This is a genomic window from Microbacterium sp. FG3 (assembly GCF_057809335.1).
Map to the genome: position 1 here is coordinate 59,696 of NZ_JBMDJT010000002.1, position 25,907 is coordinate 85,602.

The following is a 25,907-nucleotide window of genomic DNA, read 5'->3' on the forward strand; positions in this document are numbered from 1 at the left end:
TCGTCGCGTTCAGGCCAGGTGCGTGAGGCGCCCGCCGAGCAGCGTCGCGTGGACGGGCATGGCGCGCAGCGCGACGCGGTCCGCGGCGACGGGATCGTGCGCGACGATCGCGAGATCGGCCGGCGATCCGGGCTCGATCGTCTGCGGGTCGATCGATCCGCCCGCCGTCGAGGCCGCGAGCGCCGTGCGCGCGTCGATCCCCTGCTCCGGCCGCCAGGGCTCCCGGTCGTCGTCGGTGCGGAACACCGCGGCCGACATCGCGACCCAGGGGTCCAGCGGCGCCACGGGCGCGTCGGAGCCGAACAGCAGCCGCACCCCCGCGTCGCGGAACGAGCGCAGCGGGTAGGGGCTCGCCGCGTGGGAGCCCCAGTAGCGCTCGGTGAGCTCCCGGTCGTCCATCGCGTGCTGCGGCTGCACGCTGGCCGCCACCCCCAGGTGCGCGAACCGCTGCACATCGGCGGCCGACACGAGCTGCGCGTGCTCGATGCGGCCCGGCACGCCGGCGCGGGCGAAGGCGTCGAGGGCCGCGGCGTTGGTGCGGTCGCCGATCGCGTGGATCGTCGTCGCGATGCCCGCGGCCGCGGCGCGGATCACGAGCCGCGCCATCTCTTCTGGAGACGCGTTGGGGCCCCCGTGATTGTGCGGATCGTCGGCGTACGCGTCGGTCGTCCATGCCGTGCGCGTGCCGAGCGAGCCGTCGGCGAGCACCTTGAGCATGCCCATCCGCACGAGGCCGGCGGCGTCGAATGCGTCGCCCGTGGCCAGGCCGTCGGCGATCGCCTCGTCGAGGTGATCGGGGTACACGGCGGCGTGCACGCGCAGCCCGTCCCAGCCCGCCGCGGCGCGCCGCCGCCAGGCCGTCAGCTCGTCGCCGAACTCCAGATCCCAGACGCCGACCACACCGCGCGCCGCGGCGTCGCGGGCGGCCCGCCGGATGAGTCGGTCGGCCGCGCCGTCGGAGAGCTCGTTGACGGCGACGATCGTGGCGAACGCGGGCCCCTCGCGCAGCACACCGGACGGGTCCGGCGCGATCCCCTCGCGGCGGAAGGCGGCGGTGTTCATCCAGACCGAGTGCGAGTCGGCGCCGAGCAGGTACGTCGGCACGTCCCCCGTGGCCCCGTCGAGCACGTCGAGACTCGCCGGCTCCGGCCACAGCCCCTCGCGCCAGTGCTGCAGCACGCGGCGCCCGTCATCTCCCGGCTCCTGCCGCGCCGCGAAGTCGGCGGCCTCCGCCGCCGTGCGCGCGTGCGCGACCGAGGGGCGCGAACGCGACAGCGCCCACTGGCGCAGGTGCACGTGGTGGTCCCACAGGCCGGGCACGAGCCACGCGCCGCCCGCGTCGAGCACGACGCCGTCGCGCCGCGCGTTGCCGGCGGGGGCGATGTCGAGGATGCGCCCGTCGCGCAGGAAGACGTCGTACGGCGCGTCGGGCTCCACGAGCGCGAGCGGCATGAGCTCGCGCCCCTCCCCCGCGATCCGCGCGTTCGCGATCACGTCGACGGTGGATCCGACTTCCATCCCGCTCCTCACCTCTGGCAGTTCGGGCACCAGTACAGCTTGCGCGCCTGCATCTCCTCGAGCGCGATCTCGGTGCCGCACACGCGGCACGGCAGCCCGGCGCGGTGGTAGACCCAGTGGCGGTCGTCGCGGCTGGCCATGGCCTTGCGCCACGCCTCGCCCTCGAGCCCGTCCATCGTCATCATCTGCCCGGTCTCGACGCCGATGCGCAGCAGCGCGTCCCAGTCGCGCCACAGCCCGCGCACGATCTCCTCGGGGATCGCGCGGCCCGGCGTATGCGGATCGAGGCGCGCGCGGAAGAGCATCTCGGCGCGGTAGACGTTGCCGATCCCGCTCACCACCGCCTGGTCCATGAGCAGCTGACCGATCGCCACGTTGCGCGCCCGCACGGCGCGGACGAAGCGCTCCTCGTTCTCGGTGGGGTCGCCCACGAGCGGATCCGGTCCCAGACGCGCGATCACGGCCTCCACCTGCTCGGCCGTCTCGACCGCGCACGCCGTGGGGCCGCGCAGATCGGCGCACGTGCTCTCGGTCAGCAGCCGCAGGCGCACCTGCCCGACGACGGGCGGCGGCCACTCGGCGTCCGGCGCCTCGAGCCCGTCGGGCTCGTCGAGGCCCTTCGTCTGCTCGGACATGCGCACGTGCACGCGCGTGCGCCGGGGCGCCCCGATCGACGTGAGCGAGTTCTCGCCGGCGTCGTCGAAGACCGGCTCGTCGCCGAGCACCGTGCCGCGCTGGTTCGTCTGCCCCATCCGGCCGTTGGCGGAGGCGATGGTGGGGTCGACGAGGATCTCGCCCGCGAAGTCCCACGCGCCGTACAGGCCGAGGTGCACGCGCAGCCAGGCGCCCGAGTCGAACTCGAGGAACATCTGCTTGCCCACCGCCTGCGCGCGCGTGGGCGTGCGGCCCGAGAGCATCGCCGCGCCCTCGGCGAAGCGGCCCTGCGGGCTCGTGGCCTGCACGGGGCGGCCCACGAAGTTGCGCGCGAACTGGCGGGCGATGCGGTGGACGGAGTGGCCCTCTGGCATGCCTACGCGCCCGCGCGCGGATCGGGCTCGAGCGTGCCGTCGGTCTCGAACGCCGCGATCTGGCCGATCCGGCGCGCGTGCCGCTCCTCGCCCGAGAACGGCGTCTCGACGAAGCGGTCGATGAAGCGCGCGACCTCCTCGAACGTGTGCTGGCGCGCGCCGATCGCGATGACGTTGGCGTCGTTGTGCTCGCGCGCGAGCTCGGCGGTCGCGATGCTCCACACGAGCGCGGCGCGCACGCCCCTCACCTTGTTCGCGGCGATCTGCTCGCCGTTGCCCGATCCGCCGAACACGACGCCGAGCGCCTCGACGCCGGCCTCGTGGTCGGCGACGACGGCCTGCGCCGCGCGGATGCAGAACGACGGGTAGTCGTCGAGCGGGTCGTAGGAGACGGGCCCGTGGTCGATCACCTCGTGGCCCGCACCCGCCAGGTGGTGCTGCAGCTGCGTGGAGAACTCGAGGCCGGCGTGGTCGGTCGCGATGTGGATCCGCATGCTGCGATTCTCCCCTATGCCCGGCCGATCACGGCGCAATGCCTGCGGCGGCGGGCTTGAACCCCGCGCGCACGTTCTCGCAGCACCCCGGGCGGCAGACGTCGAACCACGGCCCCAGCTCCGTGCGGTGCGGGCGCTCGCCCGCGGGGGTACCGCGCAGACGCTCCTCGACGAGATCGACGAGTCCCGCTACGTAGGCCGGGTCCACGCCGGGGGTCGGCGTGCGCACCGCCCGGATGCCGACCCTCTCGGCCGTGTCCTTCGCCTCGTTGTCGAGGTCCCAGAGGACCTCCATGTGGTCGCTGACGAAGCCGAGCGGCACGATCGTGATCGCCTGCACACCGGCCGCGGGCAGCTCCTCGATGACGTCGTTGATGTCGGGCTCGAGCCACGGCTGCGAGGCGGGGCCCGAGCGGGACTGGTAGACGAGCTTCCACCCCACCTCGGCCGCCTCCGGCAGGCGTGTGGCGATGTCCGCCATGACGGCCTCGGCCACCGCCAGGTGCTGGGCGGCGTAGGCGCCGCCCTCGCCCCAGTCGATGTCGCGCGGCCCGGAGCGCTGCGCGTCCTGCATCGGCACGCTGTGGGTGGAGAACAGCACCTGGATGGCGTCCGCGGAGATCCCGTCACCGAGGTACACGCGGATCGCCGCCTCCACGCCCTCGATGAAGGGCTGCACGAAACCGGGGTGGTCGAAGAACTGGCGCACCTTGTCGATCGTCATGCGATCGCCGAGATCGTTGTCGATGAGCACGCGCGCGAAGTCCTCGCGGTACTGCCGGCAGCTCGAGAACGAGCTGTAGGCGCTCGTCGAGATAGCCAGCAGCGTGCGCCGCCCGTCCTGATCCGCCTGCGTGACTGCCTGGTCGAGATAGGGCGCCCAGTTGCGGTTGCCCCAGTACACCGGCAGATCGAGCCCGCGTCGCGCGATCTCCGCCTCGAGGGCACGCTTGAGCTCGCGGTTCTGCGCGTTGATGGGACTCACGCCGCCGAAGTGGCGGTAGTGCGTGGCGACCTCCTCGAGCCGCTCGTCCGGGATGCCGCGACCGCGCGTCACATTGCGCAGGAACGGGATGACGTCGTCCTGGCCCTCGGGACCGCCGAAGCTGGCGAGGAGGATTCCGTCGTAGGCGACGGGGGCCTCGACGTGGGCGGAGCCGCTCGAGGCGGCGGCGGATGCGAACGGAACGGTGACCTCAGGCTCGGCGGTGCTCACCCCTCCATTTTCGCACCCGCGTAGAAGAACTCCCCCAGCCGGCATGCAGGATCGGCATATCGGCTCCGCATTCGCGCTTTCCCGCGCCGGGAGGGCGCGAGCACGTAGGCTTGACCAGTCGCCGCGCCCGCCGGCGCGGCTCCCCCGATCGTTTCCACCACCAGGGAGTTGCGCAGTGCCTGGAGAGAACCTCACCCGCATTGAGGCGCAGGAGCGTCGCGCCGTCGTCGACACGCAGTCCTACGCGGTCACGCTCGACCTCACCAAGGGCGACGAGGTGTTCGGCTCGCGCAGCGTCGTGCGCTTCGCCGCGACACCCGGGGCATCCACCTTCATCGACCTCATCGCGCGCGAGGTGCGCGAGGTCACGCTCAACGGCGTGCAGCTCGAGCCCTCCGAGGTCTTCGCGGACGCGCGGATCCGGCTCGACGGGCTCGAGGCCGAGAACGAGCTCGTCGTCGACGCCGACTGCGAGTACACGCACACGGGCGAGGGCCTGCACCGCTTCGTCGACCCCGTCGACGGCGAGGTGTACCTGTACACCCAGTTCGAGGTGCCCGACTCGCGCCGCGTCTTCGCGGTCTTCGAGCAGCCCGACCTCAAGGCCGCGTTCCAGTTCACGGTCACGGCGCCGTCGACGTGGCAGGTCGTCTCGAACCAGCCGACCCCCGAGCCGATCCTGCACGACGACAACGAGAGCGCCACGTGGGGCTTCGAGCCCACGCCGCGGATCTCGTCGTACATCACCGCGCTGATCGCCGGACCGTACGAGGTCGTCCGCTCGGAGCTGACGAACACCGAGGGCCGCGTCGTGCCGCTCGGCGTGTTCGCGCGCAAGAGCCTGTGGCAGCACGTCGACGCCGACTACATCTTCGAGAAGACCCGGCAGGGCTTCGCGTACTACGAGGAGAAGTTCGGCTTCCCGTACCCGTTCGCGAAGTACGACCAGCTCTTCGTGCCGGAGTTCAACGCCGGGGCGATGGAGAACGCGGGCGCGGTCACCTTCACCGAGACCTACGTGTTCCGCAGCAAGGTGACCGACGCCGTCAAGGAGCGCCGCGTCGTCACGATCCTGCATGAGCTGGCGCACATGTGGTTCGGCGACCTCGTGACCATGAAGTGGTGGAACGACCTGTGGCTGAACGAGTCGTTCGCCGAGTGGGCGTCGACCATCGCCACGGCCGAGGCCACCGAGTGGACCGAGGCGTGGACCACGTTCAACGCCATGGAGAAGACCTGGGCGTACCGCCAGGACCAGCTGCCGTCCACGCACCCGATCGTCGCGGAGATCAACGACCTCGAGGACGTGCAGGTCAACTTCGACGGCATCACGTACGCCAAGGGCGGCTCGGTGCTCAAGCAGCTGGCCGCCTGGGTCGGCATCGACGCGTTCTTCGCCGGGGTGGGCGCCTACTTCCGCAAGCACGCGTACTCGAACACCGAGCTGTCGGATCTGCTCGTGGAGCTGGAGCGCACGAGCGGACGCGACCTGTCGACGTGGTCGAAGAAGTGGCTCGAGACCGCCGGCGTCAACACGCTCTCGCCCGCGATCGACGAGGACGTGGACGGCCGGATCACGCGGTTCCGCGTGCTGCAGACCGCGCCGGCCGACTACGCGACGATCCGCCCGCATCGCCTAGGGATCGGCTTCTACGACCTGCAGGACGGCGCGCTCGTGCGCACGCACCGCGTGGAGGTCGACGTGGACGGCGACGTCACCGAGATCGCGGAGCTGAAGGGCCGCGCCCGCCCCGCGCTCGTGCTGCTGAACGACGAGGACCTCGCGTACGCGAAGATCCGCCTCGACGAGCGCAGCCTCGCCACGGCGATCGACCACCTCTCCGACATCGCCGACCCGCTCGCGCGCTCGCTCGTGTGGGGTGCCGCGTGGGATCAGACCCGCGACGCCGAGACGGCCGCGAGCGACTACGTCGACCTCGTGCTGCGCAACATCGGCGCCGAGACCGAGTCGACCACCATCCGCACCACGCTCGCGCAGCTGCAGCTGGCCGCTAACTCGTACGTCGCGCCCGACCGTCGCGACGAGACCCGCGCCAAGGTGGCCGACGGCCTCTGGCGGCTGCTGCAGGAGGCGGCGCCCGGCAGCGACCTGCAGCTGCAGCTCGCGACCGCCTTCGCCTCGGCCGCGTCGACCCCCGCGCAGTGGGACAACGTGCGCCGGCTGCGCGAGGGCGAGGTCGCGCTCGAGGGCCTGCAGATCGACGAGGACCTCGCGTGGCAGCTGCTCATCTCGCTGGCCGCCGGCGGCGTGGCCGACGAGGCGGCGATCGCCGCGGCGCTCGAGGCCGACAACACGGCCAAGGGCGGCGAGTTCGCCGCGCAGGCGCGTGCGGCGCTGCCGACGCCCGAGGCGAAGCAGGCGGCCTGGGCCGCGCTCGTGGAGGACGACTCGCTGCCGAACACCGTGGTGCGGTCGGCGGCCACCGGATTCGTCCACCCCGCCACCCGCGACCGGCTCGAGGCGTTCGTGCCCCGGTACTTCGACATGCTGCTGCCCGTCTGGGAGGGCCGCACGTACCAGATCGCGTCGTACCTCATCGAGCTGCTGTACCCGGCGCCGCTGGCGAACGTCGAGCTGCGCGACGCGACGAGGGCCTGGCTCGCGGCCCACACCGACGCGCCTGCCGCCCTTCGTCGCCTCGTGCACGAGTGCCTCGCCGGCGTGGAGCGGGCGCTCACGGCGCAGTCGCGCGACGCGGAGTGACGCGAGCGGGTCAGGGAGGGAGCGCGAGGGATGCGTGCCTTCGACACCGGCGATGAGCCGCAGATCACCCCGGAGTTCTGGAGCGGCGTGCTCGAGACGCTGCGGGCCGTCGGCCTCGACGCGCTGTGGGTGGCCGTCACCCTCATCGTGTGCGTCGCCATCGCGTGGGCGCTGCGGCTGATCATCCGGCGCGTCGTGCACCGGATCGTGGAGGGCGCCAAGTCCAAGGCGGACGTCGCCGACACCCGCGCGATCGAGCGCTCCCCGCTCGCGTCGGTGCGGATCGTGCAGCGCTCGCGCACCCTCGGGTCGATCCTCACGAACATCGTGAACGTCGCGATGGTCGTCATCGCGGCGCTGCTCGTCATCGCGATCGTCGCCCCCGACCTGCTCGGCTCGCTCACGCTGCTGAGCGCCGCCGTCGGCGCGGGTCTCGGCTTCGGGGCGCAGAACATCGTCAAGGACGTGCTCAACGGGATCTTCGTCGTCGCCGAGGATCAGATCGGGATCGGCGACGTCGTGGACGTGGGGCTCGCCTCCGGCGTCGTCGAGTACGTGAGCGTGCGCGTCACGCACGTGCGCGACGTCAACGGCACCCTCTGGTACGTGCGCAACGGCGAGATCCTGCGCATCGGCAACATGTCGCAGGGGTGGTCGCGCGTCGTGCTCGACGTCAGCCTGCCCGCCGACGTGGACGTCGACGACATCGAGCACACGCTCGGCGGCGTCGCCTCCGCGCTCGCGCACGACCCCGCCTGGCGCACGCGCGTCATCGGCGATCCGGAGGTCTGGGGCCTGGAGTCGGTCGACGGCGAGACGCTCGTGATGCGGCTGGTCGTGAAGGCCAAGCCGAGCACGAAGGAGGACGTCGCCGCCGAGCTGCGCAAGCGACTGCACGCCGAGCTGCGGGCGCACGGCGTCGAGCTGCCCGGCGTGGCGAGCGTCGCGCTCACCGGCGCCGAGGGAGCCATGCGGGTGCGCGGCCTGAACCCGCCGACACGTCCGCAGCACCTCCCCGCGCGCCCCACGTGGCACCCGCGGGGCGCGACCTCGACGTCGGCGCCGCAGGAGCGCCGCCCCGCCGACAAGGCACCGGACGAGCCCGCCGACGGATCCGCGGACGGATCCGCTGAGGAGGAGAAGTGACCGACGAGACCAGCTTCTACGAGCAGGTGGGCGGGCGCGAGACCTTCGCCCGGCTGGCCGACGCGTTCTATCGCGGCGTCGCGGACGATCCCGTGCTTCGTCCCATGTATCCCGAGGAGGACCTCGGTCCCGCCAGGGAGCGCCTGCTGCTGTTCCTCGAGCAGTACTGGGGCGGCCCCACCACGTACAGCGAGCAGCGCGGGCACCCGCGCCTGCGCATGCGCCACGCGGCGTTCCACGTCAACCCGGACGCGCGCGACCGCTGGCTCGCGCACATGCGCGCCGCCGTCGACGAACTCGAGCTCTCACCGCTGCACGAGGCCACGCTGTGGGACTACCTGCAGCGCGCCGCGCACGCCATGGTGAACACGTTCGAGCCGACACCCGGCGCCGCCGGCTCCTGAGTGTCAGCGCCCGGTCGGGCGCACCTGCGTCATGCCCGAGACGGCGGGTCCCCTGCTGAGCACGTGACCGCGGCGCAGGGTGACGCGGGTCCACCGGCCCGCGGCCATCACGCGCGCCCGCTCCTCGCCACCCACGAACCCGAACGCGAACGCCGCGAAGGCGACGCCCAGCGGCAGGCCCCCGAGCTCCTCGTCCGGCGCGCCCCAGACGGCGCCGCGCACGGCGCGCACCGCGTCCTCGCCCGGGTTCTGCGGCAGCCGCTCGGCGACCGCGGCGATGCCCCACTGCGCGCGGCTCGCGAGCGTGGCCGCCGCGATCTCGCCGCGCGCCTCCCAGCCGGCGCGGGGTGGCGCGATGCCGGCCCAGGCCGGGGCGATGGCGGTCTCCGGCAGCGCGAGCGCCGTGGGGTCGTCCGTGGCCGCGAGCTCGGCGACGACGAGATCGCACTCGAGCTCGGGATCGGCGGCGAGCACGCGCATCGCGAGCACGGTCGGCGTGCGGTCCAGCAGCCCGTGCGGCGCGAGCGCGGCGCTCGTCATCGCCAGCACGCCCCCGGCGCCCTGCAGCCGCACGCCCTCGGCGCCGGCCTGCGCCGCGCGGCCCGCGAAGGTCAGGGCGTCGCGCGCGGAGTCGGCATCGGCCAGCAGGAGTCGGGGGGCCATCCGACCTAGACTACTTTCTCGTGACCCTCGAGCTCCCCACCGATCCTGTCGAGATGCTGCGGGGGGTGCTGGCGCTCGACGACACCGGGGCGCGCACCTCGAACGACATCTTCGTCGGCGCCTCCCACCCGATGCCGAGCGGCCGCGTATTCGGGGGGCAGGTGCTCGCGCAGGCCGTCATGGCCGCGACGCGCACGCTGCCGCCGGAGCGGCACCCGCACTCGCTGCACGGGTACTTCCTGCGCCCCGGCGACGTGCGCGGTCCCATCACCTTCGCGGTCGATCGGGTGCACGACGGCCGATCCTTCTCGCGGCGCCGCATCCAGGCCTACCAGGAGGGCGTGCCGATCTTCTCGGGCATCGCCTCGTTCCAGGACGACGACCCGGGCTTCGAGCACCATCTGCCCATGCCCGACGTGCCCGCGCCCGAGGACCTGCCCGATCCCACCCAGCTGCACGTCGATCACCCGCAGTCGGGGCTGCTGCTGCGCGCCAACCCGATCGAGGTGCGCCACACCACCGGCGACATCTGGCTGCACGTGGACGAGCCCTCGCCGTACCAGGCCGTGTGGACGCGCGTGCGCGGACCGCTCGGCGACGACCCCGCCCTGCACCGCGCCGCGCTGGCGTACCTGAGCGACTTCACGATCCAGGAGCCCGTGATGCGCGCCGGCGGCGTGGCATGGAGCGACCCGGGGGTGAAGACCGCCAGCCTCGATCACGCCATCTGGTGGCATCGCTTCGCCCGCGTCGACGAGTGGCTGCTGTACGTGCAGGAGTCGCCGAGCTCGCAGGGCGGCCGTGGACTGTCGCTCGGGCGCCTCTACACGCGCGACGGCGTGCTCGTGGCCACGGTGGCGCAGGAGATCATGCTGCGCGTGCCCGACAGGGCCTGAGCCCCGCGCGCGCGTGCCGTCAGGCGGCGCGCGACTCGGTGAGGCACGCCTCGAGCGCGACCCAGCCGAGCATGGCGCACTTCACGCGCATGACGTACTTGGCCACGCCCTGGAAGGCGGCGGCGTCGCCGAGCGCCTCGGTCGGCTCGACCGCGCCGCGCGAGCGCAGCATCTCGCGGAACTCGCCGATGCGGGCGAACGCCTCGTCGCGGTCGGCGTGCTCGAGCAGCTCCGACATGATCGAGGCCGACGCCATCGAGATGCTGCAGCCCTGGCCCTCCCAGGCCAGCCGGTCGATCCGTCCCTCGTCGTCGAGCGTGATGCCGAGGGTGATCTCGTCGCCGCACGACGGGTTCAGCTCGTGGTGCGTGTGCGCCAGCCCGCTCGGGTCGCCCTTGCCGTACGGGTCGCGCGAGTGATCCATGATCAGCTCGCGGTACAGGCCCTCCAGCTCGCCGCTCATCGGTCCGCTCCGAAAAAGGCGCGGACCTCGCCGAGGGCGACCCGGAAGCGCTCGACGTCGTCCGCCGTGGTGTAGACCGAGGCGCTCGCGCGCGTCGTCGCCGCCACGCCGAGCCGGCGGTGCAGCGGCTGCGCGCAGTGGTGGCCCGTGCGCACCGTGACGCCGCGGTCGTCGAGGAACTGCCCGACGTCGTGCGCGTGAACGCCGTCGACGATCACGCTCACGAGCGCGGCGCGGGGCGCACCCGCCGCCGGGCCCACGAGCCGCACGCCGGGCACGGACTCCGCCGCCTCGACGAGCAGGCCCGCCATCTCGGCCTCGTGCGCCGCCACGGCGTCCATGCCGATCCCGGTGAGGTAGTCCACCGCGGCGCGCAGGCCCACGGCCTGCGAGACCGGCTGCGTGCCGGCCTCCAGCCGGTGCGGTGCCGGCAGGAACTGCGCCTCGTCCATCGTCACCGTCGTGATCATCGAGCCGCCCGTGCGGGCGGGCGGCAGGGCGTCGAGCAGCTCGGCGCGGCCGTACAGCACGCCGATGCCGGTGGGGCCGAGCATCTTGTGGGACGAGAACGCGGCGAAGTCGACGCCGAGGGCACCGAGATCGGCCGGCAGGTGCGGCACCGACTGGCACGCGTCGAGCACGGTGTAAGCGCCGACCGCGCGCGCGGCCTCGACGACGTCGGCGACGGGGGCGATCTGACCCGTCACGTTCGACACGTGCGCGAAGGCGACGACGCGGGTGCGCGCGGTCAGCTGCGCCCGGAGCGCGTCGATCGTCCACAGCCCGGCGTCGTCAACCGGCACGTGACGCAGCGTGGCGCCGGTGCGGGCCGCCAGCCGCTGCCACGGGATGAGGTTGGCGTGGTGCTCCGCCTCGGTGACGAGGATCTCGTCGCCGGCGCGCAGCGCGAAGCGCTCGTCGCCGAGCCCGAGGGACGCATCGGACATGCCGAGCGCGATCGTGTTCAGGGCGTCGGTGGCCCCCGCCTGCCACGCGATCTCGCGCTCGCCGGCCCCGACGAACGCGGCGACGCGCTCGCGCGCATCCTCGAACGCGGCCGTGGCCTCGCCGGTGGCCATGCTCGATCCGCGGTGCACGGCCGCGTAGTCCGCGCGCACGAACACCGCCTCGGCGTCGATGACCGACGCGGGGCGCTGCGACGTCGCGCCGGAGTCCAGGTACGCGGTGTCCGGATGCGCGGCGAAATAGGGGAAGTCCGCGCGCGCGGAGGCGCCGACGCGGGCGAGGGAACGAGCAGACTGCAGAGTCACCCCTCCAGTCTCTCGCAGTTCGCCTCAACGGGCGCCGTCATCCCTCGTCCGGCGCCTCGAGGTAGGGCTCCCACGCCGCGCGCATCGCGTCGGGCATGCGCACGGGCCGGCCCGTGTCGGGCGAGACGAGCACGACCGTGACGCTCGCCCGGCCGAACAGCGTCTCCCCCGCCGGGCCGCCCCACACCTCGTACCTCAGCTCGGCCGAGGCCCCGCCCAGCCGGCCGAACCAGATCCGCACGTCGAGCGGCTCCTGCTGGTACGGGATCGGCGCGAGGTACTCGGCCTGCTGCGTCGCGATGAGCGGGTAGAACGGGCCCTCGTCGCCCACGCGCAGCTCGGCGTCGAACACCGCCAGCGGCGTCGCCTTGGCGGGATCCTCGTGGATCCAGAACGCGCGGAAGCGCGCCTCCTCGAGCAGCTTGACGAAGCTGGCGTTGTTGACGTGCTGGAAGGCGTCGAGGTCGCCCCAGCGCAGATGCACGGGCACATGCAGGCGGGTCATCCGGCCATTCTCGCAGGCGGCGGCGGTCACGGTCGGGTAACGATGACGATCGGCTGAGAACCGCGGAATGACGGGCATCTAGGGACGACCGCAAGGGTCATAGGTACACCGGCGCGTCGCGACTGAGTAGACAATTCCCGGCGGATCGATAGACTCTTCGGCGCGCCGGTCGGGCATGCGTACCGCATCCCGACCCTCTGGGAACCGCCCGTCGGTTCCCGCTCAAACCAGGCCCGCGAACGCCGCGCTGCGGCGGGCGTATGGCCGGCGATCCACCACCGTCACACCCGAGACGACCGTGGAACCCGTCTGCCCGGACCGTTACCGATCACCGGCCCCCCGCGCACGGCCGGCAGAGGAGAACGTTGACCGACAGCGACATCGCACTGCGCGCCGAGGGCCTGTACAAGGTCTTCGGCCGTCGTCCTCAGGAAGCCGTGGAGCGCCTGCGCTCCGGCACCCCGCGCGAGCAGCTCGGCGGCGGCACGACCGCCGCCGTCATCGACGCCTCGTTCGAGGTGCGCCGCGGCGAGATCTTCGTCGTCATGGGGCTGTCCGGATCGGGCAAGTCCACGCTGATCCGCATGCTCAACGGCCTGCACGACGCGACCGCCGGCACCATCCGGATCGGCGACGACGAGCTCACGGGCGTCTCGCCCGCGCGCCTGCGGCAGATCCGCCGCGAGCGGGTGTCGATGGTGTTCCAGCACTTCGCCCTGCTGCCCCACCGCATGGTCGCCGACAACGTCGCCTACCCCCTCGAGCTGCGCGGCGTCGCCCGCGACGAGCGCCTCGCGAAAGCGCGCGAGATCCTCGGCCTCGTCGGCCTCGCCGGCTGGGGCGACAAGCTCCCCTCCGAGCTGTCGGGCGGCATGAAGCAGCGCGTCGGCATCGCCCGCGCCCTCGCTGCCGACAGCGACATCCTGCTCATGGACGAGGCGTTCAGCGCGCTCGACCCGCTCATCCGCCGCGAGATGCAGGATCAGCTGCTCGAGCTGCAGGCGAGCCTCGGCAAGACGATCATCTTCATCACGCACGACCTCAACGAGGCGATGTACCTGGGCGACCGGATCGCGGTCATGCGCGACGGACGGATCGTGCAGATCGGCACGCCCGAGGACATCCTCACCGACCCGGCGAACGACTACGTCGAGCAGTTCGTGCAGGACGTCGACCGCGCCCGCGTGCTCACGGCCTCGGCCGTGATGGAGCGCCCGCGCCCCGTCGTGGCCGAGTCCGCCGGCCCCCGCACCGCGCTGCGCACGATGCGCGACGCCCAGGCGGCCGCGGCCTACGTCGTCGATCGCGACCGCCGCCTCGTCGGCACGGTCGAGGACCGCGACGCCATCAAGCTCGTGCGCCGCGGCGAGAGCTCGCTCGCGGGCATCATCAAGCGCGATGCGGTGACCGTGGACGAGAACGCCGTGCTCATGGACCTGTTCGTCCCGGCCGTCGAGTCCAAGCTGCCCGTCGCCGTGACGAACGCGGCGGGCCGCCTGCTCGGCGTCATCCCGCGCGTCACGCTGCTGGCCGCGCTCGGCCCCGGCCCCGGCGCGACCGAGGAGATCACCCTGCCGCACCCGCCCGTGCCCACCACCGTCATCGACGAGCTGCTCGCCGAGACCGCGGCGCAGGCCGACAAGATTGAGGAGGTGCGCTGATGGACGGCTTCCGCATTCCCGTCGGCCAGTGGATCGCGACCGGCGTCGACTGGATCAAGGACAACCTCGAGTGGCTGCTCGACCTGATCTCGCTCGTCGTGCGCTGGCTCGTCGAGAACCTGACCGACGCGCTCGTCGCGACGCCGTTCGTCGTCACCGTTCTCGTCGCGGCGCTGCTGAGCTGGCTCGTCCGCTCGTGGCAGATGGGCGTCGGCACGCTCGTCACCTTCACCCTCATCGCCGCGATGGACGTGTGGGAACCGGCGATGCAGACGCTCGCGCTCGTGCTGATCGCGGCCCTCGTGGCCGTGCTCATCTCGATCCCCGTCGGCATCTGGTCCGCGCGGAACGCCACGGTGCGCGCCGTCGTGAAGCCGGTCCTCGACTTCATGCAGACGATGCCGGCGTACGTCTACCTGATCCCGGCGATCGTGTTCTTCAGCATCGGCGTCGTCCCCGGCGTCATCGCGACCATGATCTTCGCGCTGCCCCCGGGGGTGCGCATGACCGAGCTCGGCATCCGCGGCGTCGACGCCGAGACCGTCGAGGCCGGCCAGGCCTTCGGCGCCACGCCCGGCCAGATCCTGCGCGGCGTGCAGCTGCCGCTCGCGGTGCCCGCCATCATGGCGGGCGTGAACCAGGTCATCATGCTGGCCCTCTCGATGGCCGTCATCGCGGGCATCGCCGGAGCCGACGGCCTCGGGAAGAACGTCGTCGAGGCCATCTCGACGATCAACATCGCCAAGGGCGTCGAGAACGGCCTGGGCGTCGTGTTCCTCGCGGTGTTCCTCGACCGCGTCACCGCTGCGCTCGGCAGCCCGGCCGACTACCGCGGCTCGCTGCTCGGCATGCTGCGCCGTCGGCGCGCCACGCGGCGCGCGGCCACGACGACCGCTGACGAGATCGCGCGCGAGAAGGCCTCGCCCAGCCGCACGCCGATTCCGACCGGCGCCTGACGCGCCCGCCGGGCTGCGTCCGAGCGGTGCATCACGCGCCCGCTCCTCTCCCGCACCCGCGCGTGCGGTCCCTCCGACCCACAGATCCCCTCCCCAGTCCGCGCCGACCGGCGCGGCACGAAAGGACACCATGAAGAAGCGACACCTGACCGGCATTCTCGCGATGGGCGCCGTGGGCGCGCTCGCGCTCACCTCGTGCGCCAGCGGCGGCGGCAACGCCGGCGACGGCGGCGACGCCGAGGGCGGCGACCTCGGCACGATCACGCTCGGCTACATCCCCTCGTGGACCGACGGCCTGAGCACCGCGTACCTGCTCGAGGACCAGCTGACCAAGCTCGGCTACACCGTCGAGATGCAGACGCTGACCGAGGCCGGCCCGCTGTACGCCGGCCTGGCCCAGGGCGACGTGGACATCTACCCGTCCGCGTGGCCCGAGCTCACGCACGCCTCCTACATGGAGGAGTACGGCGACGACATCGAGGACCTCGGCGCCTACTACGAGGGCGCGCAGCTCACGATCGCGGTGCCGTCGTACATGGACGACATCAACTCGATCGAGGACCTCCAGGGCAACGCCGACCGCTTCGACGGCAAGATCATCGGCATCGAGCCGGGCGCGGGCCTCACGAAGCAGACGCAGGAGGTCATGATGCCCGAGTACGGGCTCGACGAGGAGTACGAGCTCGTCACCTCGTCGACCGCGGCCATGCTCACCGAGCTCGGCAACGCGATGGACAACGAAGAGGACATCGTCGTCACGCTGTGGCGCCCGTTCTGGGCGTACGGCTCGTACGACGTGAAGGACCTCGAGGACCCCAAGGGCGGCATGGGCGGCAACGAGGCCCTGCACTTCCTCGGCACCTCCGGCTTCGCCGAGGAGTTCCCCGAGGCGGCCGAGCTCATCGCGGGCATCCAGCTCGACGACGACGCCTACGCGTCGCTCGAGGACCTCGTCGTCAACGAGTACGGCGAGGGCCAGGAGGCCGAGGCCATCGACGCGTGGATCGAGGAGCACCCGGACGCGTTCGAGACGCTCGTCACCGAGTGATCGGCTGACGCCGCGCGCGAAAGGCGCCCCCTGGATCGGATGCAGGGGGCGCCTCTGCGTACCGGCTCAGTCGCGCGTGAGCTTGCGGTAGGTCGTGCGGTGCGGGCGCGCGGCGTCGGGGCCGAGGCGGGCGATCTTGTTCTCCTCGTACGCCTCGAAGTTGCCCTCGAACCAGTGCCAGTTCGCCGGGTTCTCCTCGGTGCCCTCGTAGGCGAGGATGTGCGTGGCGACGCGGTCGAGGAACCACCGGTCGTGGGTGATGACCACGGCGCAGCCGGGGAACTCGAGCAGCGCGTTCTCGAGCGACTGCAGGGTCTCGACGTCGAGGTCGTTGGTCGGCTCGTCGAGCAGCAGCAGGTTGCCGCCCTCCTTCAGCGTGAGCGCGAGGTTCAGGCGGTTGCGCTCGCCACCGGAGAGCACGCCGGCCTTCTTCTGCTGGTCGGGGCCCTTGAAGCCGAACTTCGACACGTAGGCGCGCGACGGGATCTCGGTCTTGCCGACCGTGATGATATCAAGCCCGTCCGAGACGACCTCCCAGAGGCTCTTCTCGGGATCGATGTTCGAGCGCGTCTGGTCGACGTAGCTGATCTTGACCGTCTCGCCGATCTTCAGGTCGCCGCCGTCGAGCGGCTCGAGGCCGACGATCGTCTTGAACAGCGTCGTCTTGCCGACGCCGTTGGGGCCGATGACGCCGACGATGCCGTTCGGCGGCAGGCTGAAGCTCAGCCCGTCGATGAGCGTGCGGTCACCGAAGCCCTTCTGCAGGTTCTTCGCCTCGATCACGATCGAGCCCAGGCGCGGACCCGCGGGGATCTGGATCTCCTCGAAGTCGAGCTTGCGCGTGCGCTCGGCCTCGGCAGCCATCTCCTCGTAGCGGGCCAGACGCGCCTTCGACTTGGCCTGGCGCCCCTTCGTGTTGGAGCGCACCCACTCGAGCTCCTCCTTGAGGCGCTTCTGGAGCTTGGCGTCCTTCTTGCCCTGGACGTCGAGCCGCTCGGCCTTCTTCTCGAGGTACGTCGAGTAGTTGCCCTCGTACGGGTACAGGCGCCCGCGGTCGACCTCGGCGATCCACTCGGCGACGTGGTCGAGGAAGTACCGGTCGTGGGTGACGGCGATGACGGCGCCGGCGTACTTCTGGAGGTGCTGCTCGAGCCACAGCACGCTCTCGGCGTCGAGGTGGTTGGTGGGCTCGTCGAGCAGCAGCAGGTCGGGCTTCTCGAGCAGCAGCTTGCACAGCGCCACCCGGCGCTTCTCGCCACCGGAGAGGTTCGAGATCTCGGCGTCGCCCGGGGGTGTGCGCAGGGCGTCCATCGCCTGCTCGAGCTGGGCGTCGAGGTCCCAGGCGTCGGCGGCGTCGATGGCCTCCTGCAGCTTGCCCATCTCCTCGAGCAGCGCGTCGAAGTCGGCGTCCGGATCGGCCATCAGGGCCGAGATCTCGTTGAAGCGGTCGACCTTGTCCTTGATCTCGCGCACGCCGTCCTGGACGTTCTCGAGCACGGTCTTCGACTCGTCGAGCTCGGGCTCCTGCATGAGGATGCCCACCGAGAAGCCCGGGGAGAGCGCGGCCTCGCCGTTCGACGGGGTGTCGAGGCCCGCCATGATCTTCAGGATCGTCGACTTTCCGGCCCCGTTCGGGCCGACCATGCCGATCTTCGCCCCCGGGAGGAACGACATCGTCACGTCGTCGAGGATCAGCTTGTCGCCCACCTGTTTGCGGGCCCGGACCATCTGGTAGATATATTCCGCCATAGCGTGACCCAGTCTAGGGGTCGCCGCCCGCGCGCACACCGCATCCGGTTGCACCACCGGTGGGCCGGCGCTTCGGCGAGGGCGCTACCAGTCGATCGGCCGCGTCTCGCCGAGCAGGCAGACGCGATCCGCACCGAGCGTCTCCTGCACGCTCGTCACCGGCTCCCCCGTCTCCGGGCCGACCTGGCCGATGAGGCACTCGTCTGCCCACCGCACGGAGAACAGGATCGACTCGGCCGGATTTCCGACGGTCGACTCGTCGCGCGTCACCTGCATCGCCGAGGTGTCGAAACCGGCCGCCGCGAGCGCGTCGATGTACGCGCGCCCCTCGGCGCGCCGCTCGGACTGCCACACCTCGTCGACGATCCGGGCGAACAGCGGCAGGTTGTCCTCGGCCGAGCCGTCCGGGACGAGCACGGGATCGGCCTCGGGCGGGGCCGTCGGCGCGGCGGTGCCGGGCGCCGGGCTCGTGGTCGCGGTGGGCGCCGGCTCGGGCTCGGGCGCGCAGGCCGCCAGCGTCAGTGCGCCGCTCACGAGCACGACCGCGGCGAGGCCGCGCAGGACGACGCTCGGGGTGCTCACCCTGCCGAGTGTAGGCCGGGACCGACGCGCGTCAGAACGGCACGGTCTCCTCCTCGCGCGCCGCCTCGACCGCATCGCCCGCGGTGTCCGCGGCCGGAACCGCCCACTCGTCCGCGGAGCCGCCCCGGCTCTCACCGGAGCCGTCCGCGGCGCGGCCGGCGGCGTCGGCCGTCGCGGTCTCGGCCTGCGGCCTCGACACCCGCGAGAACGCGCTCGTCCCGAACAGCAGGTCGTGGCCCAGCGAGTCCGCGTCGATCTCGGCCTCCATGCCGTGGCGCTCCTCGCTCTCCCACCGGCGCAGCCGCAGCCGGCCGGAGACCACGATCCGCTCGCCCTTGCGCAGCGACGCGTACGCGTTCGCGCCAAGGTGGCGGTAGGCGCACACCGTGTACCAGTTGGTGTGACCATCCACCCATTCCCCCGTGCTCGCGTCGCGACGCCGGTGGCTGCTCGCCACGCGGAAGCGGGTGATCACCGCGCCGTTCGGCGTGGTCACCTGGGTGGGATCGGTCGCGATGTTGCCCGTGATCGTGATGATGTCGCTCATGTCTGTGTCCTCTCGCTGATGGGATCCCGGCGGATCCGTCTTCAGCGTGACGACACGAGCGCGGCGGCGGGGGACGAAAGGCGCGAATGTGGATGGCGGCCCTCATCCGGCCGCCTGTGAGCGAACCGCGCTCAGCGGATGTACTGCGAGAACGACGCGCGCACCTTGTTGACCTTCGGCACGGCCACGGCCAGGCAGTAGCCCTGCGTGGGGTTCTTCGCGAAGAAGTCCTGGTGGTAGTCCTCGGCCTCGTAGAACGCGCCCAGCGGCTCGATCGTCGTCACGACGGCGCCCTCCGTGGTGCCGAGCGGGGCGTCCCACAGCTGCGTCGCGCGCTCGCGCGCCGTCTCGAACAGCGCGCGCTGCGCGTCGTCGGCGGAGAACATCGCCGAGCGGTACTGCGTGCCCTGATCCGCGCCCTGGTGGTTGAGCTGGCGCGGGTCGTGCATCGTGAAGAACGCGTCGAGGATCACCTCTGCAGGGATCCGCTCGGGGTCGAACGTGACCGCGACGGCCTCCGCGTGGCCGGTGGCGCCCGTGCACACGAGCTCGTACGACGGGTTCGCCACCGTGCCGCCCGTGTACCCCGAGACGACGCTCTCCACCCCGTCGAGGGCGCGGTAGGCCGCGTCGAGGCACCAGAAACATCCACCGGCGAGCACGAAGGTCTGCATCCCTCCAGCGTAGTCAGTGCGCGGCACGACGGCGCCGGAGCGGATGTCACAGCGCCGGCACGGATGTCGCAGCCCCCTCGTATCGTGGCGCGCGGAGAGGAGATGACCATGACCGACCTGCAGACCGCACCGCGCGTGCCCTACGCGACTCCCCCGCTCCGCGACCCGCGCGAGCGCCTCGTGCGCGCCGCCGCCGACCTGTGGCGCGTGGTGGAGCGCGGCGACCGCGTGATCGGCCACGTGCGCGTCGTCGACGATCCGCTGGGCCTGCGCTTCCGCGCGGAGCGCCTGCACCGCGCCACGGCCGTCTTCATCGACTTCGGCACGTTCTGGACCGCCGACGAGGCCGTCGCCGCGCTCCGCCACTCCCGCTGATCCGCTCCCCCTCAGCGGCACCGCATGCCGGCAGCGGGCGCGCGAACAGGAAGGCTCGCTACTCTGGATGGCGACCCCCAGTAGCTCAGCGGAAGAGCATCGACCTTCTAAGTCGCCGGTCGCACGTTCGAATCGTGCCTGGGGGACCCGATCCCTACTCCCCCGGTACGCGGCTCCCGACGGCCTCGTCGGTGCCCGCGGATAGGGTGGAACCCATGGTGGGAGCTTCCGAGAACGACCGGCTCGTCTGGATCGACTGCGAGATGACCGGCCTCGACCTCGCGGTCGACGAGCTGGTGGAGATCGCGATCGTCGTGACCGACTTCAATCTGCGGATCCTCGATCCGGGGTTCCAGGTGGTGATCCGCCCGAGCGAGGCCGCGTTCAAGAACATGGGCGACTTCGTCACGCGCATGCACAAGTCCAGCGGGCTGTACGAGGAGCTCGACGGCGGCGTCTCCCTCGAGGAGGCGCAGCGCCTGTCGCTCGAGTACATCAAGCGCTTCGTGCCTCAGGAGCGCAAGGCCCCGCTCGCGGGCAACACCATCGGCACCGACCGCATGTTCCTCGCGAAGTACATGCCCCAGGTGGACGGGTACCTGCACTACCGCAACGTCGACGTGTCGAGCGTCAAGGAGCTCTCGCGCCGCTGGTACCCGCGCGCCTACATCCACGCCCCGGCGAAGGACGGCGGGCACCGCGCCCTCGCCGACATCCTCGAGTCGATCCGCGAGCTCGAGTACTACCGCCGCGCGGTGTTCGTGCCCGAGCCCGGACCCACGAGCGACGGCGCGCGCGCGATCGCCTCGGCCGTCGTTTCGTCATTCGGCGGGGATGTGTGACAGAATGGAGCGGTTGTCCCCGCGCCGTTCGCGGAGGGGGACCACGGTGGCTATAGCTCAGTTGGTAGAGCGCCTGGTTGTGGTCCAGGAGGTCGCCGGTTCAAGCCCGGTTAGCCACCCGATTGAGCGAGGAGCAGGACCGAACCGAAGGTTCGTGTCATGCGACGAGCGATTGAGGGTCGTACGTCGCCTCGCGACGGAGGACCCCACATGATCGATCCCGCGTCGACGCCCTCGCCACTCGCGCTCAGCGCCGAGGAGTTCGAGGCGCTCGTCGTCGAGGAGCTCGACCTGCTCCCCGACGACATGGTCGACGGCCTCGACAACGTCGTGTTCGTCGTCGAGGACCGCCCGGAGGACGGCGGGCTCGACCTGCTCGGCCTGTACGACGGCCTCGCACTCACCGAGCGCGACCGCTACGGCATGGGCGAGCTGCCCGATCGGATCATCGTCTACCGCGAGCCCCACCTCGCCCGATGCGAGACGATGGAGGAGTTGCGCGACGAGGTGCACACGACCCTCGTGCACGAGATCGCGCACTTCTACGGCATCGACGACGACCGACTTCACGAACTGGGCTGGGCATGAGCACCGCACTCCCCGAGCTGGACGAGCAGGTCGACCTTCAAGCGGCCGCGAGCGGCCCGTGGCAGACCGTCGTGTGGGACGACCCTGTCAACCTCATGAGCTACGTCGTGCGGGTGTTCCGCGAGTACTTCGGCTACAGCACGGAGCACGCCACGCGCCTCATGCTCGCGGTGCATCACGAGGGCCACGCGGTGGTCGCCGAGGGCGCCAGGGAGCAGATGGAGCTGCACGCGCGCGCGATGCACGACTACGGCCTGTGGGCCACCGTGCGGGAAGGGGGTCGCGCATGAGCGACCGGATGATCATGCTCACGCTCACGCGGATCGAGGCCGCGCACCTCGCCGACCTCGTGGGGCAGTTCACGGACCTCGTGAACGCCACCCCGACCGCGCCCGACGCCGCCCTGGACCGGCTCACGCCCGACGCGTATCCCGAGGACCCCGAGGCCTCGCGGGAGTTCCGCAGCCTGACGCGCGGCGACCTGCTGCACCGGCGCGCGCATGACGCGGCGGTCGTGCGTCGCGCGCTCGAGGCCATCGAGCCGACCGACGGCAGCGACGCCGACTTCTCCCCCGCCGACATCGCGATCCCGGGCGAGGACGTCGATGCGTGGCTGCGCACGCTCACCGCCGTGCGGCTCGTGATCGCAAACCGGCTGGGCATCGTCTCCGACGACGACCGTGATCCCGCCGATCCGCGCTTCGCCGTCTACGACTGGCTCGGATACCGTCTCGACGGTCTCGTGCAGGCCGCCGACGGCCTCGACTGACTCAGGGCAGGTCGAACGCCAGGTCGGCGAGCTTCCGCGGCCGATGCGCGGCGATGTGCTCGTTCTCCTGACGTGCCCAGCGCTCCCAGTGCGGTGCGTAGCCGTCGCCGTCGCGCTCCAGCGCCCGCGCGCGCCGCGAGGGCTCGGGCGCGTCGACCCAGACCGCGAGATCGACCAGGACGAGACTCAGGGGCGTGAGGGCGCCGCAGCCTTCGACGATGAGCGGGCGATCCGGTGGCACGAGCCCGGCGTCGCGCATGCTCCGCGGGCGGTCCTGCGCCCAGTCCCACCGGCGGTACAGACCGAGAAGGCCGCGGGCGTGCGGCTCGAGGACGCCCGTCACGAGCATGCGCGACGCGGCCGCGAGGCCGTCCCATCCCGGGTAGAAGTCGTCCATCGCCACGACGCGAGGCGCGCGCTCGAGCGGCCAGCGCCCCGCGAGCAGCGCCGCCATGGTGGTCTTGCCCGAGCCGCTGCGGCCGTCGATCAGCACGCGCGGCCGCTCAGAGTCCAGAGCGGCGACCGCGGCGAGGACCTCGCCGAGCGCCGCCTCGAGCGCCGCGCCGAACGGGTCGCTACTTCTTGAGGGCACGGATGATCTTGCGCAGCGCCCCGCCCGCGACCCACACGAACGGGATGCCGACCGCGAGCAGCGCGATGAGGTTCGGCTCGAACCGCAGCTCGCCGTCCCGGCGCACGTACGCGCCGACGGGCGCCGTGAAGCCGCCCCCGCCCCCGCCGCCGTTGCCCGCCTCGTCCGAGCCGCCGCCGAAGCCCGACCAGGTGGCGGCGACGGGGATGATCTTCTCGCCGTCGACGTCCTGCTGCTCCCCGTACGACGCGTTCACGCCGAGCTGAGACGAGATCCTGCCGAGTTCGATCGCGATGTTGGGCATGAGGCCACGTTACCCGCCTTCGCCCCGTGCGACGAGACCCGATCGCGATGCGTCCGCCCCGTCAGTCCGAGTCCTCCGGCGGCCGCGGATGGGCGGGCAGTCGCGGGTTCCGTTCGCGCCCAAGGAACGCCGCACGCGTGAGCGCGCCCGATCCGAACCGGGCCACAGCCTCGTCCAGCGCGCCCTCCGCGCGGCGCCAGTCCTCGTCGTCGTCCCACAGCGCCGGCGTCGAGCCTCCTGCGGGCTGCAGCCGCTCCGCCCGCACCCCGATCAGGCGAACCGGTGCGCGAAGCTCGACGGCGGCGAACAGGTCGCGCGCGGCCGTGCCGATGCGCTGGCCAAGGTCGGTCGGCTCGGCGAGCGTGAGCGACCGCGTGAGGGTCGAGAAGTCCGAGAACCGCACCTTGATGGCCACGCCCGCGGCCTCCCATCCGGCGCGGCGCAGGCGCACGGCCACGTGATCCGCCAGCCGCAGCAGCTCGGCGCGCAGGAAGTCCGGATCGGCCACGTCCTCCATGAACGTCTCCTCGTGGCCGACGCTCTTCTCCGCCCGCTCGGTCTCCACCTCGCGCACGTCGATGCCGCGGGACAGCTCCGAGATCCGCTGCGCGGCCGCCTGGCCCACCGCCCTCGCCAGCACCGCCACGGGCGTGCGCCGGATGTCGCCGATCGTGCGGATGCCGCGGCCCTCCAGCGTCTCGGCCATCTTCGGTCCCACGCCCCACATCGCGCGCACCGACCGCGGCTCGAGGAAGTCGAGCGTGTCGGACGCTGCGACGACGAGCAGCCCGTCGGGCTTGGACAGCGTCGACGCCATCTTGGCCACGTGCTTGCTGGCCGCGACGCCGATGCTGCACGTGATGCCGACCTCGTCCTGCACGCGCGCGCGGATCATCCGGGCGATCTGCGCGGGGCTCCCCCACAGCCGACGGGCGCCGCGCACGTCGAGGAACGCCTCGTCGATCGACAGCGGCTCGACCAACGGCGTGATGCTGCGGAAGATCTCCATGACCTGCGCGGAGATCGCGCGGTAGCGCTCGAAGTGCGGCAGCACGATCGTCGCCTGCGGGCACAGCCGCAGCGCCTGGCTCACGGGCATGGCCGAGCGCACGCCGTAGCGGCGCGCCTCGTACGACGCGCTCGAGACGACGGAGCGGCCCTCCGGCGCCCCGATGATGATCGGCTTGCCCCGCAGCGACGGATCGTCGAGCACTTCGACGGCCGCGTAGAACGCGTCCATGTCGACGTGCAGGATGCCGGTGCCGGAGTCGTCGGCACCGGGAGGCGAGACCAGCCGCCCCGATCCGTCCGCACGCCCCATGCGTCCATTCTCCCGCGGGCCGCCGACAGTGCGCGCCGGCCCGCGGGAGATCTGGCTACTGCGCGGCGCGCTCCAGGATCAGCTCGCGCACGCGGGCGGCATCGGCCTGGCCCTTCATCGCCTTCATGACGGCCCCGATGATCGCGCCGGCGGCCTGCACCTTGCCGCCCTGGATCTTCTCGAGCACGTCGGGCTGAGCGGCGAGGGCCTCGTCGATCGCGGCGATGAGCGCGCCGTCGTCCGAGACGACGGCCAGCCCGCGGGCGTCGACGACCTCCTGCGGCGTGCCCTCCCCCGCGATGACGCCCTCGAGCACCTGACGAGCGAGCTTGTCGGTGAGGGTGCCGGCGTCGATCAGCCGCTGCAGCGCCGCCACGTCGGCGGGCGAGACGAGCTCGGCGGGCTCGCGTCCCTCGGCGTTCGCGATGCGCGTGATCTCGCCCGTCCACCACTTGCGCGCGGCCTGCGGGGCGGCGCCGGCCGCGACCGTCGCCTCGACCTCGGCCAGGAGCCCGCCGTTGGCGACGTCCTGGAACTCCAGGTCGGTGAAGCCCCATTCGGCCTTCAGTCGGCGGCGCCGGGCCGCCGGGGGCTCGGGCAGTGCGGCGCGCAGCTCCTCGATCAGCTCGGCCGTCGGCTCGACCGGCAGCAGATCGGGCTCCGGGAAGTAGCGGTAGTCGTCGGCGTCCGACTTGGGGCGTCCGGGCGAGGTGACGCCCGTGTCCTCGTGCCAGTGCCGCGTCTCCTGCACGATGCGGCCGCCGTCCGCGAGGATCGCGGCCTGGCGCTGGATCTCGTAGCGCACGGCGCGCTCGACCGAGCGCATCGAGTTGACGTTCTTCGTCTCGGTGCGCGTACCGAGCTTCTCGGCGCCGCGGGCGCGCAGCGACACGTTGGCGTCGCAGCGGATGTTGCCGCGCTCCATGCGCGCCTCACTGATGCCGAGCCCGATCGCGATGTCGCGGATGGTCGCGAGGTACGCCTTCGCCAGCTCGGGTGCGCGGTGCTCGGCGCCGAGGATCGGCTTCGTGACGATCTCGACGAGCGGCACGCCGGCGCGGTTGTAGTCGACGAGCGAGTGCTCGGCGCCCTGGATGCGGCCGGTCGATCCGCCGACGTGCGTGAGCTTGCCGGCGTCCTCCTCCATGTGCGCGCGCTCGATCGGGATCGTGTACGTCGTGCCGTCCGACAGCTCGACCTCCACCGAGCCCTCGAAGGCGATCGGCTCGTCGTACTGGCTGATCTGGTAGTTCTTGCCGAGGTCGGGGTAGAAGTAGTTCTTCCGCGCGAAGCGGCTCGACGGCGCGATCGAGCAGCCCAGCGCCAGCCCGAGGCTGATCGACTTGCGCACCGCCTCGCCGTTGACGACGGGCAGCGAGCCGGGCAGCCCCATGTCGACAGGCGCGACGAGCGTGTTCGGGCCCGCGTCGTGGTTCTCGGCGTGGGCGGGGTTGCCGGCCGTCGAGAACATCTTGGTCCTCGTGTTGAGCTCGACGTGCACCTCGAGTCCGATCACCGGCTCGTACAGCTCGAGCGCCTTGTCGAAGTCCATGAGTTCCGCGTGGGCCAT

The 25,907-nt window shown here is 71.9% G+C and carries 28 protein-coding genes and 2 tRNA genes; 14 read left to right on the forward strand and 16 right to left on the reverse strand.

What is annotated here, in order from left to right:
• Positions 1 to 9: 9 nt before the first annotated feature.
• The 4 genes from ACODR5_RS01035 to ACODR5_RS01050 are packed head-to-tail and all read right to left on the reverse strand — an operon-like array spanning position 10 to position 4,256.
• Positions 10 to 1,518 carry an amidohydrolase gene (locus tag ACODR5_RS01035; protein WP_488982447.1) on the reverse strand — a complete coding sequence of 503 codons (1,509 nt, stop codon included), beginning with the start codon at positions 1,516 to 1,518 and terminating at the stop codon, positions 10 to 12.
• A gap of 8 nt (positions 1,519 to 1,526) precedes the next feature.
• Positions 1,527 to 2,546, reverse strand: a complete 1,020-nt coding sequence (locus ACODR5_RS01040) for an Fpg/Nei family DNA glycosylase (RefSeq protein WP_488982448.1) — start codon at positions 2,544 to 2,546, stop codon at positions 1,527 to 1,529.
• Between the two features lie 2 nt (positions 2,547 to 2,548).
• Positions 2,549 to 3,040 carry a ribose-5-phosphate isomerase gene (locus ACODR5_RS01045; RefSeq protein ID WP_488982449.1) on the reverse strand — a complete coding sequence of 164 codons (492 nt, stop codon included), beginning with the start codon at positions 3,038 to 3,040 and terminating at the stop codon, positions 2,549 to 2,551.
• Between the two features lie 28 nt (positions 3,041 to 3,068).
• On the reverse strand, positions 3,069 to 4,256 hold the full coding sequence (locus ACODR5_RS01050; RefSeq protein WP_488982450.1) for a ferrochelatase: 1,188 nt from the start codon (positions 4,254 to 4,256) through the stop codon (positions 3,069 to 3,071).
• Between the two features lie 175 nt (positions 4,257 to 4,431).
• On the opposite strand from ACODR5_RS01050, the gene pepN reads away from it, so the two are divergent.
• From pepN to ACODR5_RS01065, 3 genes are read left to right on the forward strand one after another with little or no spacing between them, the layout of a single operon-like run.
• The gene (gene pepN, locus ACODR5_RS01055; RefSeq protein WP_488982451.1) at positions 4,432 to 6,981 is read left to right on the forward strand and encodes an aminopeptidase N; all 2,550 of its coding nucleotides are present in this window, start codon (positions 4,432 to 4,434) and stop codon (positions 6,979 to 6,981) included.
• A gap of 30 nt (positions 6,982 to 7,011) precedes the next feature.
• A complete protein-coding gene (locus ACODR5_RS01060) occupies positions 7,012 to 8,127 on the forward strand; it encodes a mechanosensitive ion channel family protein (RefSeq protein ID WP_449853215.1) in 1,116 nt (371 codons plus the stop codon).
• Positions 8,124 to 8,531 carry a globin gene (locus tag ACODR5_RS01065; RefSeq protein WP_449853216.1) on the forward strand — a complete coding sequence of 136 codons (408 nt, stop codon included), beginning with the start codon at positions 8,124 to 8,126 and terminating at the stop codon, positions 8,529 to 8,531. Before ACODR5_RS01060 ends, ACODR5_RS01065 begins: the two co-directional genes overlap by 4 nt.
• Before the next feature lie 3 nt (positions 8,532 to 8,534).
• Here the strand turns inward: ACODR5_RS01065 and ACODR5_RS01070 are convergent, their stop codons facing one another.
• A complete protein-coding gene (locus tag ACODR5_RS01070; protein WP_449853217.1) occupies positions 8,535 to 9,194 on the reverse strand; it encodes a DUF8185 domain-containing protein in 660 nt (219 codons plus the stop codon).
• Positions 9,195 to 9,247: 53 nt separating this feature from the next.
• Between ACODR5_RS01070 and ACODR5_RS01075 the strand changes: the two genes are divergently transcribed.
• Positions 9,248 to 10,090, forward strand: a complete 843-nt coding sequence (locus ACODR5_RS01075) for an acyl-CoA thioesterase (RefSeq protein ID WP_449853304.1) — start codon at positions 9,248 to 9,250, stop codon at positions 10,088 to 10,090.
• 19 nt (positions 10,091 to 10,109) lie between these two features.
• Here ACODR5_RS01075 and sufU read toward each other — a convergent pair whose 3' ends face one another.
• From sufU to ACODR5_RS01090, 3 genes are read right to left on the reverse strand one after another with little or no spacing between them, the layout of a single operon-like run.
• Positions 10,110 to 10,553, reverse strand: coding sequence for a Fe-S cluster assembly sulfur transfer protein SufU (gene sufU / locus ACODR5_RS01080; protein WP_460815413.1), 444 nt, complete (start codon positions 10,551 to 10,553; stop codon positions 10,110 to 10,112).
• Positions 10,550 to 11,824, reverse strand: a complete 1,275-nt coding sequence (locus tag ACODR5_RS01085; RefSeq protein ID WP_488982452.1) for a SufS family cysteine desulfurase — start codon at positions 11,822 to 11,824, stop codon at positions 10,550 to 10,552. Before ACODR5_RS01085 ends, sufU begins: the two co-directional genes overlap by 4 nt.
• A 37-nt stretch (positions 11,825 to 11,861) precedes the next feature.
• Complete coding sequence (locus ACODR5_RS01090; protein ID WP_460815410.1) at positions 11,862 to 12,329, reverse strand: acyl-CoA thioesterase; 468 nt, start codon at positions 12,327 to 12,329, stop codon at positions 11,862 to 11,864.
• A gap of 365 nt (positions 12,330 to 12,694) precedes the next feature.
• Here ACODR5_RS01090 and ACODR5_RS01095 point away from each other — a divergent pair, with 365 nt between their 5' ends.
• The 3 genes from ACODR5_RS01095 (at position 12,695) to ACODR5_RS01105 (ending at position 15,994) form a co-directional block, all read left to right on the forward strand.
• Positions 12,695 to 13,990: a quaternary amine ABC transporter ATP-binding protein gene (locus ACODR5_RS01095; protein ID WP_488982453.1), complete on the forward strand. Its 1,296-nt coding sequence runs from the start codon at positions 12,695 to 12,697 to the stop codon at positions 13,988 to 13,990.
• On the forward strand, positions 13,990 to 14,946 hold the full coding sequence (locus tag ACODR5_RS01100; RefSeq protein WP_488982454.1) for an ABC transporter permease: 957 nt from the start codon (positions 13,990 to 13,992) through the stop codon (positions 14,944 to 14,946). Before ACODR5_RS01095 ends, ACODR5_RS01100 begins: the two co-directional genes overlap by 1 nt.
• A 130-nt stretch (positions 14,947 to 15,076) precedes the next feature.
• Positions 15,077 to 15,994 (forward strand): glycine betaine ABC transporter substrate-binding protein, encoded by a 918-nt coding sequence (locus ACODR5_RS01105; RefSeq protein ID WP_488982455.1) that lies wholly within the window; start codon positions 15,077 to 15,079, stop codon positions 15,992 to 15,994.
• 66 nt (positions 15,995 to 16,060) lie between these two features.
• Here the strand turns inward: ACODR5_RS01105 and ettA are convergent, their stop codons facing one another.
• The 4 genes from ettA to msrA all read right to left on the reverse strand — a co-directional run bounded on the left by ettA (position 16,061) and on the right by msrA (position 19,546).
• Positions 16,061 to 17,743: an energy-dependent translational throttle protein EttA gene (gene ettA / locus ACODR5_RS01110; protein WP_488982456.1), complete on the reverse strand. Its 1,683-nt coding sequence runs from the start codon at positions 17,741 to 17,743 to the stop codon at positions 16,061 to 16,063.
• Positions 17,744 to 17,827: 84 nt separating this feature from the next.
• Positions 17,828 to 18,325 (reverse strand): DUF6993 domain-containing protein, encoded by a 498-nt coding sequence (locus ACODR5_RS01115; RefSeq protein ID WP_460815404.1) that lies wholly within the window; start codon positions 18,323 to 18,325, stop codon positions 17,828 to 17,830.
• A gap of 31 nt (positions 18,326 to 18,356) precedes the next feature.
• Entirely contained in the window at positions 18,357 to 18,872 is a 516-nt protein-coding gene (locus ACODR5_RS01120) for a single-stranded DNA-binding protein (protein WP_488982457.1), read from the reverse strand.
• 131 nt (positions 18,873 to 19,003) lie between these two features.
• The gene (gene msrA, locus ACODR5_RS01125; RefSeq protein WP_488982458.1) at positions 19,004 to 19,546 is read right to left on the reverse strand and encodes a peptide-methionine (S)-S-oxide reductase MsrA; all 543 of its coding nucleotides are present in this window, start codon (positions 19,544 to 19,546) and stop codon (positions 19,004 to 19,006) included.
• 108 nt (positions 19,547 to 19,654) lie between these two features.
• Here msrA and ACODR5_RS01130 point away from each other — a divergent pair, with 108 nt between their 5' ends.
• The 7 genes from ACODR5_RS01130 to ACODR5_RS01160 all read left to right on the forward strand — a co-directional run bounded on the left by ACODR5_RS01130 (position 19,655) and on the right by ACODR5_RS01160 (position 22,120).
• Positions 19,655 to 19,921 carry a hypothetical protein gene (locus tag ACODR5_RS01130; RefSeq protein ID WP_449853228.1) on the forward strand — a complete coding sequence of 89 codons (267 nt, stop codon included), beginning with the start codon at positions 19,655 to 19,657 and terminating at the stop codon, positions 19,919 to 19,921.
• Between the two features lie 74 nt (positions 19,922 to 19,995).
• Positions 19,996 to 20,067: transfer RNA gene (locus tag ACODR5_RS01135), tRNA-Arg, on the forward strand.
• A 69-nt stretch (positions 20,068 to 20,136) separates the two neighbouring features.
• Positions 20,137 to 20,763 (forward strand): oligoribonuclease, encoded by a 627-nt coding sequence (orn, locus tag ACODR5_RS01140; RefSeq protein WP_460815400.1) that lies wholly within the window; start codon positions 20,137 to 20,139, stop codon positions 20,761 to 20,763.
• A gap of 46 nt (positions 20,764 to 20,809) precedes the next feature.
• A tRNA-His gene (locus tag ACODR5_RS01145) sits at positions 20,810 to 20,882 on the forward strand.
• A gap of 91 nt (positions 20,883 to 20,973) precedes the next feature.
• Positions 20,974 to 21,351, forward strand: a complete 378-nt coding sequence (locus tag ACODR5_RS01150) for a metallopeptidase family protein (protein ID WP_488982459.1) — start codon at positions 20,974 to 20,976, stop codon at positions 21,349 to 21,351.
• The gene (clpS, locus tag ACODR5_RS01155) at positions 21,348 to 21,641 is read left to right on the forward strand and encodes an ATP-dependent Clp protease adapter ClpS (protein ID WP_488982460.1); all 294 of its coding nucleotides are present in this window, start codon (positions 21,348 to 21,350) and stop codon (positions 21,639 to 21,641) included. The genes ACODR5_RS01150 and clpS overlap by 4 nt, the downstream gene beginning before the upstream one ends.
• Entirely contained in the window at positions 21,638 to 22,120 is a 483-nt protein-coding gene (locus tag ACODR5_RS01160; RefSeq protein ID WP_488982461.1) for a DUF2017 family protein, read from the forward strand. Before clpS ends, ACODR5_RS01160 begins: the two co-directional genes overlap by 4 nt.
• 1 nt (position 22,121) lies before the next feature.
• Here ACODR5_RS01160 and ACODR5_RS01165 read toward each other — a convergent pair whose 3' ends face one another.
• The 4 genes from ACODR5_RS01165 to gatB all read right to left on the reverse strand — a co-directional run bounded on the left by ACODR5_RS01165 (position 22,122) and on the right by gatB (position 25,907).
• Entirely contained in the window at positions 22,122 to 22,712 is a 591-nt protein-coding gene (locus ACODR5_RS01165) for a nucleoside/nucleotide kinase family protein (RefSeq protein WP_488982462.1), read from the reverse strand.
• Positions 22,696 to 23,016 carry a hypothetical protein gene (locus ACODR5_RS01170; protein WP_449853234.1) on the reverse strand — a complete coding sequence of 107 codons (321 nt, stop codon included), beginning with the start codon at positions 23,014 to 23,016 and terminating at the stop codon, positions 22,696 to 22,698. The genes ACODR5_RS01165 and ACODR5_RS01170 overlap by 17 nt, the downstream gene beginning before the upstream one ends.
• A gap of 61 nt (positions 23,017 to 23,077) precedes the next feature.
• Positions 23,078 to 24,337 (reverse strand): DNA polymerase IV, encoded by a 1,260-nt coding sequence (locus ACODR5_RS01175; RefSeq protein WP_488982463.1) that lies wholly within the window; start codon positions 24,335 to 24,337, stop codon positions 23,078 to 23,080.
• Positions 24,338 to 24,392: 55 nt separating this feature from the next.
• On the reverse strand, positions 24,393 to 25,907 hold the full coding sequence (gene gatB, locus ACODR5_RS01180; protein ID WP_488982464.1) for an Asp-tRNA(Asn)/Glu-tRNA(Gln) amidotransferase subunit GatB: 1,515 nt from the start codon (positions 25,905 to 25,907) through the stop codon (positions 24,393 to 24,395).